An 18,596-nucleotide genomic window follows, 5' to 3' on the forward strand; every position below is an offset into this window, starting at 1 on the left:
CCTCGACGACGATGACGCGCCCGTGGCGCTGGCGACGCTGGCGGCGGACGAGGCACAGTGGCAGCAGGGCTGGCTCGGCGCTCTGGAAGCGGCCGGCCTGCTGCGGCCGCTCGACGAAGCGCCGCCGATCCGCGACGTGCCGCAGGTGGTCAGCCTGAACGCAACGCTGGGCTGCGGCATCCTGCTGGCGAAAGGCGGGGAGACCTACCGCACCCAGGCAGATTTGCTCGGCTTCTTCAGCCAGGTTCAGCGCTGGTACGGCGACACCGCGCGCTATACCGGCGATCCGCAAAGCGCGATTGCGCCGGTTGAGTATGAAGAAACGCGTGCGACCGACGACGGCGAATCGGTGCAGATTCCGGTGCCGGCGCTGGCCGATCCGCAGGCGTTCAACCTGAATCTCTCGCGCAAAACGCACTTCATCAACTTCAACATTTTCGCCGGCAACGTGACCGAGCTGGAGTATCTGCGCCATATCGGCCGCCTGGATCAAAAATTCCAGCCGGTGGACGCGCAGGCCCTGAACCTGGTGCAGTACCTGCAACAGAAGATCCGCCAGGACGACGGCACGGCCCCGGTCGTGAGCGTCATGCCGCCGCAGGCCATCGCGGCGGACAACGGCGACCGTTACGTGCCGTCGGATACCGTACTGCCGTACACCATCGCCTTCAACAACGATCTGGAAACGCCGCGGGGAGAAATCCGCGTCGTTACGCAGCTGGATGAGCATCTGGATCTGCGGGCGTTCCGCCTTGGCGATGTGAAGGTCGGCGACATCAACGTGCACGTGCCGGCGGGCCGGGCTTCGTTCCAGAATGATTTTGATTTCACCGGCGCCAAGGGCTTTATCCTGCGCGTCAGCGCGGGCATTGATATCCAGACGCGTATCGCCACCTGGCTGTTGCAGGCCATCAGCCCGGATACCGGGGAGGTGATGCGCGGCGGCAAGGGCTTGCTGGATACCGCGGGCGGCATGGTCAGCTACAGCGTCGTCGCGGCGGCGACGGCGGAAACCGGTGCGCAAATCACCGCCTCCGCGCGCGTGATCTTCGACGACATGCCGCCGGCGGAAAGCGCGGAAACGGCGGTCAGTCTGGACGCCCAGGCGCCGCAAACCGTGCTGGCGGTGACTTCGCTGGGCGAAAACCGCCAGGGCGAGCCGCTCTTCGACGTCCGCTGGCAGGCGGAAGACGACGCCAGCGGCATCCGCTCGGTAACGCTGTACGTGGCTGAAAACGGCGGAGACTTCCGTATCTGGCTGAGCCAGCAGGCGCCCGACGTCAATCAGGCGCAGTTCGTCGGCGAGGCCGGAAAACGCTATGAATTCCTGGCCGTGGCGACCGACCTGGCGGGGAACCGCGAGCGGGTCAGCGTGGCGCAGGCGGTGCTGCCTGACGATGGCGCGCGCCAGCAGGCGCTGGACGCGCTGGGCGTCTTGCCGTCGCTGGAGCAGAGCGCGGAAATGCCGCAGGCCGCGCCGGATCGCAGCTACCCGGCCAACGCGCTGTTTGAGCAGGCCAGTCAGTATCAGCCGGGCACGGTGGCCGCCGGTCAGGAGGGCGACCTGCAAACGGTGCTGGCGCCCTTTACGCTGCGCGGTTTCGCCGACGGCTTCGGCGCCGGTGACGGCGACCTTGGCGCGCAGGCGATGATTGAGCTGGCGGACGGCGCGATTCTGGTCAGCGCCGGCGCGCGGCGCAATGCGGTATACCGCTTTGAGAAAGCGGGCGGGCGCAACACCAAGCCGCTGTTTACGCTGGACGTCCCGGTGCTGGACATGGCCGTCGATGCGCTGGGGCAACTGTGGGTGATGACGGGCGCCGAACTGCTGATGGTTGATACCGCCGGCGGCGGCATCATTCAGCGCACCGCCGGTCCTGGCGGCAATCCGCTGACCCATGCGCTGGCGATCCACCCTGACACCGGCGCAATCTACGTCTCCTCCGGCAACGGGGTTGAGATTTTCGATCCGCAAACGGAAACCTGGCTGCATTTCAGCAACCTGCGTGTCGGCGATCTGGCCTTTGGGCCGGACGGCCGGCTGTGGGGTGTGAAGTGGAGCGGCACGGAAATCAGCGCCGCCGCGGCCAACGCGGCGACGGACATCGTCAGCTTCCCGATGAGCGGCCGTTATGCCGGGCGCGCCGAGCTGGAATACCGGCTCAGCGGCGTGATCGACAGCATCGCCTTTGGCGCAGCCGGCAGCGCGCTGGATGGCGTGATGGTGGCGTCGAGCAACCTGAAACAGCGGCCGGTCAGCCTCAATAAAGAGGCCGTGCCGCATCAGGCCTTGCTGTGGATGATTGAGCTGAGAACCCGCCGCGTCCTGACGCTGGCGACCGGCGGTACGCGCGGCGAGTCGGTGATCGCCACCGGCGACGGCCGCATCCTGGTGGCGCAAACCGGCCGCGTGGATGAGATTGCGCAGGCGCGGCCGCCGAAGGTGCTGGCGGTCAGCGTGGCGGACGGCGCGCTGGTGCCGTTGCCGCTGCAAAACATCGCCGTGGTGTTCGATCAGCCGATGTGGCTGGGCAGCGAATACGACGAAGGCAGCGTGCTGAATCCGGAAAACTACCTGCTGACCGCGCTCGACGTGGGCGAAGCGGCGGGGCAACACCCTGACAGCGTGGTCTGGGATGCACAGAACCGCACCGCCTGGCTCAGCCTGAGCGGTTTGCATGCCGGACGCTATCAGTTTGAGGTGTACGCCAGCCTGCGCAGCAACCTGGAAGTGAAGATGGAACAGGGCTGGCTCAGCGCCTTTACGGCGCTCAATGACATGAGCCATCAGTTACACCTGATGTTCGACGCGACGCGCGCCGATCGCGCCACCGGCGAAGTCAGCTATGACGTGAGCGTCACCAACAACGGCACGGACGACCTGTTCGGGCCAATGGTGCTGTTGCTGGACCCTGGCCGTTACTTCGGCGGTGAAATCTTTAACGGCGTACCGGGCGATGGCGATCGTCACGGCCTGTGGCTGATTCACCTGGATGACGCCATCGCCCAACTGGGCGGGAAGCTGCGCGTCGGGGAAACCCTGAGCGGCGTGACCGTCACGCTGGTGCCGGCATCGCAGGCGGCGCAGAACGGGCTGGCTGAACTGGCGAAGGCGAATCCGGGCCATGGCATCTATGCCATGCCTCAGGATAACCAACTGCCGTGGCTGACCCTGCCGGACGTGCTTGATACGCAGTCAGGGGAAGTGCTGGTGCTGCCGGACGCCGTGGCCGGTGAGCCGTGGAGCGCGCAGATCGAGGCGGTTGACGCCGACGGCACGCTGTTCTGGTGGCAGTTGATCCAGGCGCCGGCGGGCATGACGCTGACGCCGGAGGACACGGTGGAAACCGGCCCGGACGGCTACTACGGCCGGGCGACACTGAGCTGGACGCCAACCGGGCGCGACAGCGAAACCAACGACATCGTGGTGCGGGTCGAGGACAGCCGGGGCGCAAGCGTGTCCCGCACTTACCGGCTGACGGTGGAGGGCGGAAACCATGCGCCGGCGATCGCCATTTCCTCCCTGTATCGCGTGAGCGAAGGGGAAACGATGAACGTGTCGCTGATGGTGAGCGACGAAGACGGCGATGACCTGATTCTGGCGGTACGTAACCTGCCGCCCGGCGCGGTGTTCGACGCGGCGTCGCGTACGCTGAGCTGGACGCCGGACTACGGTCAGGCCGGCACCTATGACGGCGTGGAGGTTATCGCCAGCGACGGCAAATGCACGGTCAGCCAGCCCACCGCGTTTTGGGTTGAGCAGGCCTACCCCAATCCGCTGCTGACGGAGCCGGGTATCCAGCAACTGCGCGAAGGCGAGCGCTATACGCTGCAACTTGGCGGCAGCGTGCCCGGCAATGCGATTCAGCCGGGCGGCGCACAGGTGACGTTACAGTACGTGACAACCTGGCTGCCGGGCGGAGCGATGCTGAATGCCGACACCGGCTGGTTCGAATGGACGCCGGACTATTCTCAGCAGGGGGATTACCCGGTCCCCATCACGTTGCAGGCGCTGTGGACGCATCCGGACGGGCGCGTGCACAGAACCGAAATAACGCGCACGTTGCACCTGAGCGTCGCCAATGCCAACGGCGCCCCCGTATTTGCGCCGATGTCCACCTGGTACGTGCTGGAGGGGCAGCCGCTGCGCGTCAGCGTCTTTGCCTTCGATCCCGACAACCCGTACTTCGAACCGCGCCAGCGCATTAACCCTGAGTCGGAGGCGGTCGGCGAAGAGATCGCGGCACCGACGGTCAGCTACGTGGTCAGCGGTTTACCGGACGGCGCACTGTTTGATGAGGAAACGCTGGAGCTGGTCTGGACGCCGGACTACAACCAGGCCGGACGCTATACCGTGACCGTCAGCGCGACGGATGACGGCGACGGCACCGGCATACCGGAAACCCGCCATCTGACGGTGGATATTGTGGTGGAGAACGCCAACCGCGCGCCGCAGCTGACGGATCTCGCCAATGCGTTCGTCGATAAAGGCGAGGTGCTGGAGGTTCCGGTGGCGGCGAGCGACGCCGACGGCAACCCGATCGAGCTGACGTTCACCGGCCTGCCGTCGTTTGCGCAATACATCGCCAACCCGCCGTCGCCTGAAGGCGGCGTCAGCGGCGTGCTGCGCTTTACGCCGGGCGAAGGGCATCGCGGGGATTACACCATCACGGTGACCGCCTGCGACGACGGCGACGGAGACAGCAATCAGGTCCTGTGCCAGAGCAAGAGCTTCGTGCTGACGGTGCGCAGCCTGACGGAAGCGCCGGTGCTGATTGCGCCTGCGCAGGTCGCCGCGGTGGTCGGTGAGCCGCTGACGGTGAAACTGCTGGCCCTGGATGCCGATCAGGATGCCCTGACCTGGCACTGCGAAGGGTTGCCCATCGGGGCGACGCTGACGCCGGAGGTGCAATACGGCCATGCGACGCTGAGCTGGACGCCGCAGGCCGGGGATGTCGGCAGCTATGACCTGGTGCTGTCGGTGACCGACAGCGGTCTGCCGCCGGCCGATGCCGGGTATCCGGTGCCGGAAACACCGGAACCGAACGAAACGCGCAAGGCGCTGCGCGTGGTGGTGCGTACTGAAAACGCCGCGCCGGAATTGCTGGGGGCGCAGGCCAACGGCACGGCCCTGAGCGATCCGGGCGCGGAGGGCGTGATCACCCTGACGGCCGCCGAAGGCGAAGCGCTGGATGTGCTGCTGTATGCCCGCGATCGCGACGGCGACGTCCTGACCTGGAGCGCTGCCGACCTGCCGCGCGGCATGACGCTGGCGCCGTCTGACGACGGCTCACAGCTGACCCTGCACTGGACGCCGGACATGCTGGCGGCGCAGGACGGCAACGCCGGCGCGCCGGGGCTGTGGCGCCTGACGCTGACGTGCTCCGACGGCGTGGCGGCGTTCAGCCGTACGCTGGAAATCGCGGTGCGCAATACCAATCAGCCGCCGCGCATTCTTCCCGTACCGCTGCAGTTGGTGAACGAAGGGGAAACCCTGAGCTTTACCGTGCGCGCGGTGGATGACGATCTGGATGCGCTGAAGCTGAGCCTGGTGTATGACGAAGACACGCCGCCGGACGTCCATTTTGACGCCGCCAGCGGTTACTTTGAGTGGACGCCGCCGCGCAATACGGTCGATAACGCCGATGGCAGCGAACGCGCTTTCACCTTTACGTTCCGCGTCACGGACGGCCAGGCGGAAAGCTTCCGCAAGGTGTCGGTGCGGGTGTATGACGTCAACTATCCGCCCCGGATCGTGGTGCGCAACGCGGCCCGCGTGCTGGGGAATTCGTTTGAGCTGCCGGTTACGCTGGGCGCTCACGCCGCAGAAGGCTTCTGCGCTTTCGATCCCGATGGGGTGCGGCAAACGCAGGCGCTGACGGTGGATTTCCTCAATCTGCCGGAAGGCGCGGAATATGACCAGACGCGGCAAATGCTGGTCTGGACGCCCGGTCCGGGGCAAATCGGCGATCACACGGTGACGATGACCGCCGCCGACGACTATGCCGTCGCGCGTGAGGCCTTCGTGCTGCGCGTGGTGGCGGAGGAAGCGGGTAACGCGCCGGACATTCTGATCAACGCAACGCCGGAAACGCCGGTCCTGCCCGGCCAGGCGGTGATGGTGACCGTCCGCGCCGAGGCGTGGAGCGAGCTGGCGTCGCTGACGGTGCAACTGCGCCACGGCGAAGACGGCGAATGGCAGGACGTGACCGTCGATGGCGCGGGACGTCTGCGCCTGACGCCAACAGAGGCCGGCATCATCACGCTGCGTGCCACGGCGCGGGATCGCGACGGCTTCGGCAACACGGCGCAGCAGAGCATCCGGGTGCGGGAGCCGCTGGATAATCAGGCGCCGGCGTTAGCCTGGCAGGCCCTGTTCACGCCGGACGGCGTGCCGCCGACCTTGAGCGCGGCGGTCGCGCTGAAGGCGCGCATTAACGCGCGTCAGCTGATGGGCTGGCGCCTGCAAATCGCGCTGAGCGGCAGCGGGCGCTGGCATACGCTGGCGCAGGCGGAGTACGGCGCCAGAGCGTTTGATCAGGTGATGCAGCTTGCGCGCCTCGATCCGGCGCAGTGGCGCAACGGCATTTATCAGCTGCGCTTCACCGCCTGGGACTTGATGGATCGTACCAGCGAGATCGGCGGCGAAATCATCATCGACAGCGCCGATAAAACGCTGCGGGTGGTGAGACACACGGAAGCGCTGGTGGATCTGGGCGGTCATAAGGTGGCGCTGGCCCGCCAATGGGATGACGCCGCCGGCTACGGCCGTGCCGATTTCGGCAACGCGGTTATTCCCTGGCTGAATACGACCCTCAGCGGCGATCAGCGGACGACGCTGCCTTCCGGCGCGACGGCGGCCTGGCGCGCAGGGGCGAAGGTGTGGCTGGTGATCCCGGCCGACCTGGCTGACCCGGATGCGGGCGAGCTGCACCTTGGCTTCGTGCTGCATGCGCAGCGGGAAGCGCTCAGCGCCCGGCCAGGCGCGCCGTTTATCTGGCGTGCCGGATTCAGTACCGACCGGGGCTGGCAACTGGACGCCTGCGGCAATACGGCCGGCGTGCGGGATACGCTGACGCGCCTGGGCGATGCGCTTTACGACCGGCTCAGCGGGATGCCGTGGGTGCCGGTCAGTTACACGCTGACCGCGCCGGACGGCACGCGCTACGCGCTGGATCGTCAGGGCAGCATTCAGCGGATTACGTTCAGCGACGGCACCGACTGGCTGGTGTCTGAAAGCGGTATCGTGCTGCTCGGCGATAACGCGGATGCGCGCATCGATATTCAGCGCGACGCTGCGGGCCGCGTCAGCCGGATTACCTATCCGGACGCACAGCGCACGGTTCAAACGCGGGTTTATCGTTACGATGCCGGCGGGCGTCTGCTGTTCGTACGGCCGCTGAACGATCGTGAGCCGGGTATGCCGGTGGTCTATCAGGCCGACGGTTCGCCCCGGTCGGAACCTTTCACCGCCAATCTGGGCGCGGTGATTGACTGGGGCGATAACGGCAGCAACGTTTGGCAGGGCACGCTGAACGCGGCGCAGGAGGCGACGCTGGCCTTCGTGATCCGCGCCAGCGAAATTGCCGGCACGGTGCATACGCCGGGCGGGCAGGGCGCGGTGCTGCTGGCGCTGAAGGCAACGTTGCCTGCCGGCGCGACGCTGTCGGTAACGGAATGTCAGACGCTTTCCGTGCAGACGCATCAGGGCGTGACGACTTACCTGCTGCGCGTGACGCAGGAGGGCGCCAGGTTGATTACCCTGCGCGGCAGCGGTGCGGCGCAAATCCGTCTGTCGGTGGTTGGCGACCTGAATCAGGACGGCAACGTTGACGGCGCGGACAGCGCGCTGTGGGAAGAAAGCCTGCGTCAGCAGGACGCCGTGGGCGATCTCAACGGCGACGGCATTGTTGACAGCCGCGATCGTCAGTTGCTGTACGCCAATAGCGGCTTCAGGGCGAACCAGCCGCCGCAGGCGCTGCCGGTGACGGAACCGATCCTGACCCACGTTGACCTCAGCGTGCGCGTGCGGCTGGACGACGTGGCGATCGACCGCGAAGGCGAACCGGTGTTCTGGCGCGTGCTGGACGGCACGCACGGCAGCGCGGTGCTGGCAAGCGACGGTCAGACGCTGATCTTCACGCCGGAGGCCGGTTATGCCGGCCCGGCCGGCGTGCGGTTGCTGGCCGATGACGGTTTTGCCGTCAGCGCGCCGATCGAACTGCCGTTTACCGTCAGCGACGCCAAACTGTTGCGCATTCATATCGAACGCCAGGCGGTGCTGGATATGGGCAACTCGCTGACGCCGGTTGTCACCGGCGACTTTGCCGACCAGGAAGGCGTGGCGCTGTTTGGTGACTACATCACCCTGAGCGCGGACGATACCCGCCTGCTGTATATCGACGATAAGGACGTCATTCGCGGCCTGGCCGAAGGGGAAACGTTCTTCAGCGTCACGGCGCGCGGCATCGTGGCGGTGAACGCGCTGAGGATCGAGGCGGCGCCCATCTGGCTGTCGGCGCTGCGCAATGCGCAGGGCGAGGAGCTGGGCGTGTATCCGGCGGCGGTCATGTTGGCGGAAGGGCGCAGCGAGCGGCAACTGCTCGTCTCTTCGGTGCTGGACGAGACGGACATCAGCGGCGCGGATACCGGCACCCGTTACATTGTTTCCGACCCGACGGTAGCGTCGGTGACGCCGGACGGACTGCTGACGGCGAAGGCGGCCGGTTATGCGCGCGTCTACGTCGTCCACGGCGGCCAGCAGCGCATTATTGAGCTGCGTGTGGAAGCGTTGCGCGGCAGCGCGGCGGATCTGCAGGCCGGTGAGGGCGCTGCGCTCGGCGACGCAGGGGGCAACGTGGTGCTGATTCCGCCCGGCGCGTTTGACCGCGACGTGACGGTGTCTGTCGAACCGTGCGCGGTAGATGAACTCAGCCTCGCGCCGCCGGCGCCGGATCAGCTGAATGCGCTGGGCGCGCTGCGGCTCGATCTGGGCGGCGCCGATCCGCTGTTGCCGCTGCAACTGGAGATGAAGGTTGCCGGCGTTGAGGCGGGCACGGAAGTGCTGTTCATGCGTAAAGGCACGGGGATCGGCGAGAACGGCGAACCGGAGGAGATCTGGTTCATTGTCGATAACGGTTACGTCAGTGACGATGGCGTGGCGCGCAGCGCCAGCCCGCCGTACCCCGGCACGCTGGCCGGCGGCGAACTGCTGTGCCTCTCCTCCAAGGGTGAAGTTGATCCCAACACCGGCAAGGTGAAGGTGGATATAGCGCTGATCAGTACCGACTTGCTGTATCTGCACACCATGGCGCTCTCCATCGGTGCGCTGGCGGGCGGGCTGCCCTTCATGCTGGGGATGCTGCTGACGTCATCGTTGCTGTTGCAGACCCGCACCATCAGCTATGACGGCGCTTATGTGCGCCACGATGTGAGCATGGAGAAGAAGGATGATCTGGTTATTTTCCGGCCGAAGAAAGAGGACACGGATGACCTGCCGCCGGATGCGCCACGGGTAGACACCTTCGAGCTGGTCATCGGCGCCAACGATGTAAACCAGTTTACGCTGGCAGGGCATACGGCAACGGGCGGTTCCAACGTTTCGCAGGCGAAATACCGGCTGTGGATCAGACCGCGCAACCCCGGACTGTTGCCGAAACCGATTGAACGGCCGTGGCAGGGGATGCTGTATCAACAACTGGCCGAAGTCAAAGGCACGCAGGTTGATAAAAAAACGGTGAACTTCCGCTTCGAAGATATTGCCCTGCCGCGCGGTATCGCGCTGTCCCAGCACCAGTTTTTCGTGGAGCGCGTGGCTGTTACGCCAGACGCCAACGGCGTGCTGCGTGAGAAGGCGAAGGGCGTGGAAAGTAACCCGGTAACGCCCAGCCGTGCGGAGAAGAAACGCATTACGCTGGTGGTCAGCAGCGGCTGCATCAATATCTACCACGATCACCATACGTCCGGCGGCAGTGCCGGCGAAGGGGTCTCCGAACTGCGCTTTGTGAAATCCATTGTTAAGGATGATCTCGGCGTTTCGCTGGCCAATCAGCTCAACGGCAGCAAAACCAGCCCCGTTGTTCTGGGCTGGAACGATGAAATCGCCTACGTTGCGGGGCGCAACGGCAAAATCTACGTGCTGGATTTAATTACCTGCGAAGTGGTGAACACCATCCGGCTGTACGGCAGCAACGCCAACATCAGTTCCCTGGCGTTGTGTGATGGCTGGCTGTATGCGGCGGAGGACAACCGCTATGCCGCGGCGGTATCGCACGGTTACCGCCTCATGCGCGTCAACGTTGATCTGGACAGAGCGGGCTACGGCGGCATACAGCAGATTCAGGGGCTGCCTTCGACCGCCCACGGCTACCTCGGCCTGGCGATCAGCAACAATCGCTACCTGGCCGTGACTGCGCCGCGTACCTTCCGCAGCCTGGGGCACTACTTCGGCGCGGAGAAGGGGGACGTGTACGTCATTGACCTGACGTTCGTCGATGATAAAACCGGCAAACTGTCCGGGGAGGGGCTGCGTACGGTGTCCTTCCCGACCAAGGGCGCAGGGAAAGGGGCGAACTGCATTGTGGCGGGTAAACAACCCGGCGAGTTCCTGCTGGGCAGTTCCCTGGCCTACAACTGCGGGCTGAGTTCGATCGCCTTTACGATTGAGCCGGGAACGGAGGCGCTTTCGGCTTCCGCCATGATGCTGGAAGCGGAGATGGCGCCGCCGGCGGGGTATCTGAAACAACGCTACTGGCAGAACATTCAGCGCACCAACGGTGTTGTCTACCTGAACTATGGCGGACAAGAGTATGGCCTGGTGGCTGACTATAACTTCGTTTATTACACCCCAGCCTTTATGGCCGGCGTGTATGAAGAGCTGGTCGGCAAACAGACCGGCGGCAAGATCGGCATCGTCGAAGATCCCTTCGGTAAAAAAGGCGGGCCGCGCTACGTCGGGGCAACGACGCCGATTCTCGGCGGCGCCATCGACAGGCTGACGCTGTCCAGCGACGGCACCCAGGTGATCGGGACTGTCTGGCAGGAGGACCCGCCGGGCAGCCCTGCCTCGTCGTTCTTCCATTACATTCTGGTGTGGAGCGTTGACGGCCTGATGCGGGCGGTGACCAAGTCGCAGAACGGCCCGGACCGGCCGCTGGATCTGAACTTTAATCAGGGCAACAAACCGGGCGATCTGGAGGCGCTGCACAAAGGGGCGCAGCCGATGAAGGTGGATAAGCTCGGCGTGGATGCGAAGTATGACGTCTTCGGCGTGAATGCGGCTATCCAGACCGGCTCTGCGCTGCAGTTGCTGAAGCCCGGCGGCGGCGGCGACGGCATCGATAACACGCAGGCCGAGCCGTACCCCGTCTTTGAGTGGGTGCTGGAGGGCGCGGAAATCGTTGAGATGGAGTTCTACCTCAGCGCACAGCAGCCGGGAGCCGGATTATGGCCGAAAGATGCGCTGCCCGAAGCGACGGATGATATCCGTCATAAGGTGAATGACTACATCACGGAAGAATGGGACGGCGACGTCAACCCGCAGCGTATTTTTGCGCTGAATAATTTCCTGATGAGTAACCTCCCTGCGGGCCTGACCTACGATAAGACCACCGGCAGATGCACCCTGAACTACGAAGCGTGCGGCGGCCCGCGGCTTACCGCGTCGCAGCACTACTACTGGGGCGTTATCGTGAAGACCCAATACGGCAGCATTTACAGCGGATTCAAGGTCTTTGACGTCGCGCCGGTGAAGGTGAAGAGCGGTCAGTCATTCCCGGCGGTTATCGTTTCCACGCACGGTTTCCAGCCCCCGCTCAGCACGGAACCGGTGTATGCGGCGGATACTGCGTCGCTGGAGCTGGCGAGCCGTATCGTGATGAACAACGGTGGCGCCATCGTCCGGATGGATAAGGAAACGGGCAGGATCAAAATCTGGGATGCAAACCGCAAGGTTGCGACGGGGAGGAGCCAGGATGATAAGTTTGTATTCCTGGATTCCGATACCCACCTGAAGATTCAGTACGGTAAGCCGCTGATTATCGTCCCCGACTGGGCCAACGAGTCCGGCATCAACGACTCCGGCTTCGCCGAGGCCGCAGCGGAAGCGACGTTTGCTTTCCTGACGCGGCTGAATGAAACCCACGGCATTTTCAACTCGCCGCTGCATTTTGTCGGCCACAGCCGGGGGACGTCGGTCAACGGCGAAATCATTCAGCGCCTGGGGGCATTTTTCCCGCAGGTGCAGAATATTCACATGACCACGCTGGATCCGCACGAGCAGAAACAGAGCACGCTGGATCTGCCGGTGAAGGATGCCCTCGAAACCCTGGCGTTGCTCCTCAAAGGGATCAGCGCCGTGGGCGCGCTGATTTCTATCGTCCCGATCATCGGCGGATTCTCGATGATGGTGTCCGGCTGGGCGATGGCGCTCAGCCGGGGGCTGAAAGGATTGGCCACATTGGCCGACTGGACGGGCTTCAGCACCATTAAGTATGCGGATTTCTACGATCCGGATGTGGTGTTGTGGAAGAACATCGGTTTTGCCGATAACTACTACCAGTGTCTGGGTAAGGAGAATAAGGGGACGACGCTGACGCCGAACGGTCACACCATTGAAGGGGCCGCTGTGGATATCCTGCTGGACGGGCGCGCCTGGTTTGAAACGGATACCGAGGTCAGCCTGATCGGGCTGGGTCTGGCGCTGCCGCACAGCCGGGTACAGACCTGGTATCAGGGCACGGCCGACCTGACCATGACGCAGACCAGCAACCTGGTAGGGGGCTTCAGCAACATCGTGTGGCGTACGGGCTATAACTGGAAGGATGAGCTGGAGTCGGACGCCGATCCGCGCTGGATGAAGAAATTCTTCCGCGGCAAACACGACCTCAACGATGAGCCGGGCAATCCGTGGTACAGCGCGGGTGAGACCTTTACCAACAAGCACCGCGGGCTGCGTAATATCGAAGACTTCACGGTATGGGAAGGTATCGGTACCGGATGGGCGTGGTCGGTGCTGGGCGGTGCGACGCCGCAGGAATGGTCGGCGACGGGATTCTCCGCCACGCGGGACCCGCTGACGTACGGAAATACCGAATATGGCAGCAACCGTGATAAGTACGGCACCGGTCCGGATATTCCCCGGGTGTTCAACGGCGATTTCCAGGCCAGCTATGCGCCGGTCTATGGACGTCTGCCGCTGCAATGGCTGACCGGAACCTGGACCGAGCTTCCCGGCTGGTCCGTGCAGGGCGGGATTGCAACGGCAATGCAGGGGCTGAACCTGATACCCCGCTTCAGCGTGGCGCGTTTCAAGATGTTCGGTAAGCAACTGCTGGACTTCAAGTTTACGCAGCAAACCGTGGATGACCTGCAGGCCTTCCTGGAGAAGGTGGTTGAGGACGTCGTCAAGGAGCTGATGGACAAAGGGTTCGACGAGCTGAAGAAGATTGAGCCGGGTGAATTCCTGAAAGAAGCCGGTAAGTTGCTGAGGGCCATGGTGCTTGCCGTCGCGATTTCTCCCTCCGGGATGACGAAAGATGCGCTGCGGGCGCTGGGTTCGCTGGCCGGCAAGAAAGCCGGTGAGGCGATCTTGTCGCTGCCAAACCTGCTGACGATGCTTCAGGAGCACTTCTTCGACTACTCCTATCGCCTGATTAAAGGCGAGCCGGCCCTGCGCCATGACTGGATGTTCTTCCATCCGGATGAGTCGACGATGACCTTTGAGGTGCGCAACAGTGGGATCAAAGTCTGGAAAATCATTCCTGTATATCCCTACATTGTTCCGGAATATAAACCGGGCGAATGGGAAGACGATGCCCGGCTGGTGCTGACGTTTGAAAATATGGCGGGCACGTTCTGGGACGAAGTCGCGTACGATTCTGTTGCCGTGGGCGGCGGTTCCCTGAAGCGGATAACGGTCAATGTTCCGCAGCAACTGAAAGGCCATGCCGGTCGGTTCAGCTTCCACCTGACAGGGAAACAGACCACCTATCTGTCTGTCGATCAGGTAACGCTCGGCACTATCAGCGAAGGTGACTCCGGTAACTCGCGCCGCGTGACGACCCTCCTGGCGCGCCAAAAGGCGGCATTAAGCCTGCTGACGGCGCCGCAGACGGCGCGTCTGGCGCTGCCCGCGCCGCTTAACAACGAAGCGCCTGAAAACAAGGCCCTGGAGAATACGGTGATGAATGTGAACCCCTGGTTGGTGAACGCCGGGTTTGCGGGCGATACCGGCTGGCAAACGCACGGTACGGTGAGCTTCGGCACCGCCGAAGCCACCCTGACGGAGTCGGCGACGCATCAAAGCCGGCTGAGTCAGGCGTTTGTTCTGGGGGAACAGCAGCGTTATCTCTCCTTCACGCTGTCGGATATCGTGCTGGACAACGTGGATGACGGACCGGACGACGCGTTTGAAGTGGCGGTTGTGGACGTGAAGACCGGCGCGTCGCTGCTGCCGGTGATTAGCCTGACGCATGCTAACGGGATCTTCAACCTTCAGGCTGACGGCCTGGTGACGCAGTCCGACTGCGTCACCAGCAGACGAAACGCCGATGGCAGCTACTTCGTGGTGATCGATCTGGCGGATATCGCGGCGGAAACGGCGCTGAGCCTGTCGTTTGATCTGATCGGCTTCGGGCGGGGCGAGGCCGCCGTACACAGCCACGTTACGATCGGGCAACTGCGTTTGGGCGACGAGCCGCAGGCCAGCTGGTACGCCTGCAACGACGAGGTCACGCTGGCATGGAATACGCCGCTGGTGCTGAAGGTGATGGACAACGACGATCTCGGCGGCCACGACGGCGCCCTGCCGGAAGTGGTTCGTTCGCCGGAGCACGGCGACCTGACACGCCATGCCGACGGCAGCTTTACCTATACGCCGCACGACGGCTGGTATGGAACGGACAGCTTCAGCTACCGGCTGCGCGACGGCGATGCGGTGTCCAACGTGGCGCAGGTTCTGCTGACGGTGCTCGGCGAAACCATGCAGGCGCGCGATGATATCCGCGTGCTGAGGAAGGATGAACGGGTGCTGCTGAACGTGATGGAGAACGACGATGTGGGCAGCCACCCCGGCGCGTTGCCGGAGGTGGTCAGCTGGCCGCAGTATGGCGAGCTGGAACGCCTGGCGGACGGCAGTTTCAGCTATACGCCGCAGGCCGGCTGGTCCGGTGAGGACGGCTTCAGCTACCGGCTGCGTGACGGCGGGGCGTTATCCAACGTCGCCACCGTGGCGTTGACGGTGCTCGGCGAAACGATGCAGGCCTATAACGATGCGGCGACGCTGGAACAGAATGGTTCGGTGACGCTGAACGTGACGGAGAATGACGACCTGGCCGGGTATACCGGCGTCACGGTGGTGGTGGTCGAAGCGCCGCGTCACGGCACGCTGACGCCGGAAGCGGACGGTCGTCTGACCTATGTGCCGGAAACCGGCTGGTTCGGCGAAGATCGTTTCCGCTACCAGCTGAGCGCCGGCATAGCGTTGTCCAACATCGCGACGGTAACGCTGACGGTGACCGGCAGTGTCGCGAACCGGCCCCCGCAGGTGAAGGACATCACCGCCGCGCTGGATGAGGACGCCAGCCTGACGATCAACCTGCTGGCGTATGCCAGCGATCCGGACGGCGATGCGCTGACGGCGCGCGTTCTGAGCGGGCCGCAATACGGCGATCTGGTGCAGAACGGCGACGGAACGGTACGCTATACGCCGCATCTGCACTGGAGCGGCGAGGACAGCTTCACCTGGACGGTGAACGACGGCGAATACGATGCACCGCCGGCCACGGCGCGCCTGACTGTGCGCCCGGTGGCGGATGCGCCGCTGCTGACCCTCGGCGATGAAAGAACGCCGACCGCGGTGTTCTCGACCGGCTGGGAAAGCGTGACGATCTACGGGCCGCCGACCAACATTTCTTCGACGCTGATCCAACGCAGCGAGCTGGAAGGGTGGCAGTTGGTCACCAGTCCGGACCCGTTCGGCGGCGGTAAGAACGGCTTCGAAATGTGGAGTTCGGATGTACCTATGGTGAGCGAGGAAGGGCAGTTGCAGTATGGCGTGTCGCGCGGTGAAGGCAAAAACTGGCTGGAGCTGAACAACGCGGCGGGCACCATGGGGCAAACGCTGGGCATCGAGCGCGATATCGTCACCCAGGCCGGGATGCCGTACCGGCTGACGATGGACGTCGCCGGGCGCTTCGGCTATCCGGAAGAGTATACGCGCATCGGTATTTACCTTGACGGCGAACGTATCGGCGGCAGCAACAATACCAGCAATAATCAGGAACTGAACTGGGAAACGCTGACGCTGGCGTTCACCGGGAAAGGCACCACACAGCGGCTGCGTATCGTAACGGAGGCGACGCAGTTTGCCGTTGAGGGGCGCGGCATGATGATTGACAACATTACGCTGGCGGAGATGCACCCGCTCAACCGCGGCCCGGAAGATACGCCGATCCCGTTGTCGTCGATCCAGGCCGAACTGGTGGACACCGACGGTTCGGAAACGCTGACGCTGACGGTGGAAAATCTGCTGCCGGGCAGCGTGCTGAGCGACGGTACGCACAGCTTCACCGCGTCGGACGGGAACACCACGGCGGATATCACCGGCTGGCAGGGCGACACCCTGACGCTGACGCCGCCCAGGGATATGAACGGCCAAATCGTGCTGACCGTCGCGGCAACGGCAACGGAGCGGGAAAATCAACACCAGGCGCGCACGGAACGCGAACTTGTGGTGACGGTGCTGCCGGTCAACGATGCGCCGGTGGCCCGTGACGTTGACGTGGCGCTGGACGAAGGCGGCAGCATTACGATTGACCTGCTGGCGTATGCCGACGACGTGGAGGGCGATGCGCTGACCGTCAGCATTCTGAGCGAGCCGGAGCACGGCGAACTGACGCTGAACGGTGACGGTTCGGTAACCTACGTTCCGCATGCGTTCTGGAGCGGCGAGGACAGCTTTACCTGGACGGTGAACGACGGCGAATATGACGCACAGCCGGCCACGGCGCGCCTGAGCGTGCACCCGGTGGCGGATGCGCCGCTGCTGAGCATCCGTGCCGGGCAAACGGCAACCGAGCTGTTCTTTACCGGCTGGGAAAGCGTGACGATCTACGGACCGCCGACCAACATTTCTTCGACGTTGCTCCAACGCAGCGAGCTGGAAGGCTGGAAACTGGTCACCAGCCCGGACCCGTTCGGCGGCGGTAAGAACGGCTTCGAAATGTGGAGCTCGGACGTGCCGATGGTGAGCGAGGAAGGGCAGTTGCAGTACGGCGTGCCGCGCGGCGAAGGCAAAAACTGGCTGGAGCTGAACAACGCGGCAGGCACCATGGGGCAAACGCTGGGCATCGAGCGTGATGTCGTTACCCGCGCCGGGGTTCAGTACCGGCTGACGATGGACGTCGCCGGGCGCTTCGGCTACCCGGAGGAGTATACGCGCATCGGCATTTACCTTGACGGCGAACGTATCGGCGGCAGCAACAATACCAGCAATAATCAGGAACTGAACTGGGAAACGCTGACGCTGGCGTTCACCGGAAAAGGCACCACGCAGCGGCTGCGCATCGTGACGGAGGCGACGAAGTTTGCCGTTGAGGGGCGCGGCATGATGATCGACAACATTGCGCTGGCGGAGATGTATTCAGCCAATGCAGGGCCGGCGGATACGCCGATCCCGTTGTCGTCAATTCAGGCTGAGCTGGTGGATACTGACGGTTCGGAAACGCTGACGCTGACGGTGGAAAACCTGCCGGCAGGCAGCGTGCTGAGCGACGGCAGTTATCAGTTCACGGCCTCGGCGGGGCAAACGACGGCGGACATCACCGTCTGGCGCTGGGACAGTCTGACGTTGACGCCGCCACCGGCGTTCACTGGTCAGATAACCCTCAGCGTGGTGGCGACCGCGATGGAGCGTCAGAATCAGGCCAAGGCCAGTACGGCGGAGGAACTGGTGGTTGATGTGACGTCTGCGTAGTTGTGCAGTGAATCTCCCGGCGGTTGCCGGGAGTGCTGAGAAACCCCGTGGCGCCTGGCGTTGCGGGGTTTTTCTTGATTAGGTCAGGGCTAAAAGGAAGGGGATAACGATTCTGCTTAGACCAGGCCGGACAGCAGGTCGCGGAGATCCCTGAGATACTGTTTTATTTTCTTGCCCACGTTTCCGTTGAACTTTAGCAGATTTATTAATAGTTTTATCGTTAAAACCAGAACGACGATAATGGCGATCAGTGCTGATATGATGTCGGTGTCCATGCGATATCTCAGATCAAGTCGGTTCGGTATAGTCCGTCTCTTGAGGACGTTACCGCATCTGTGTCGCTGACGCTATTGCTTTAATAGCCATTTGTAGACGGTAAAAAGTTACTTGGGAATTATCTTCTGTCAAAGTAAGCAGCTCAAAGAAGCATTGAAGTGAGCACAGATGAATTGCCCCCAGCCGGAACCGGCCTCGACAAGCCGAATATCACCAGCTTAACCTCGTCAGAAAAAATAATTCACAGACGACTGATCAAACTTCCGGGGATAAAACAAAGAAGACGGGTTACTGTAAACGACATAGCATGTACGAACAGCCAGAAAACGATGGACGCCGGGATCCT

At 63.4% G+C, this 18,596-nt stretch carries 1 protein-coding gene (only partly in view); it reads left to right on the plus strand.

Going from position 1 to position 18,596, the window contains the following annotated elements; genetic code table 11:
• On the plus strand, positions 1-17,974 hold the 3' portion of the coding sequence (locus C8D90_RS01760) for an Ig-like domain-containing protein (protein ID WP_147291309.1). The gene continues 17,015 nt to the left of window position 1, outside the view; 17,974 of the gene's 34,989 nt are visible here — the last part of the coding sequence; its start codon lies beyond the left edge, outside the window; it ends in the stop codon at positions 17,972-17,974.
• Positions 17,975-18,596 lie beyond the last annotated feature (622 nt).

Source organism: Enterobacillus tribolii (genome assembly GCF_003363015.1).
Classification (GTDB): Bacteria; Pseudomonadota; Gammaproteobacteria; order Enterobacterales; family Enterobacteriaceae; genus Enterobacillus; species Enterobacillus tribolii.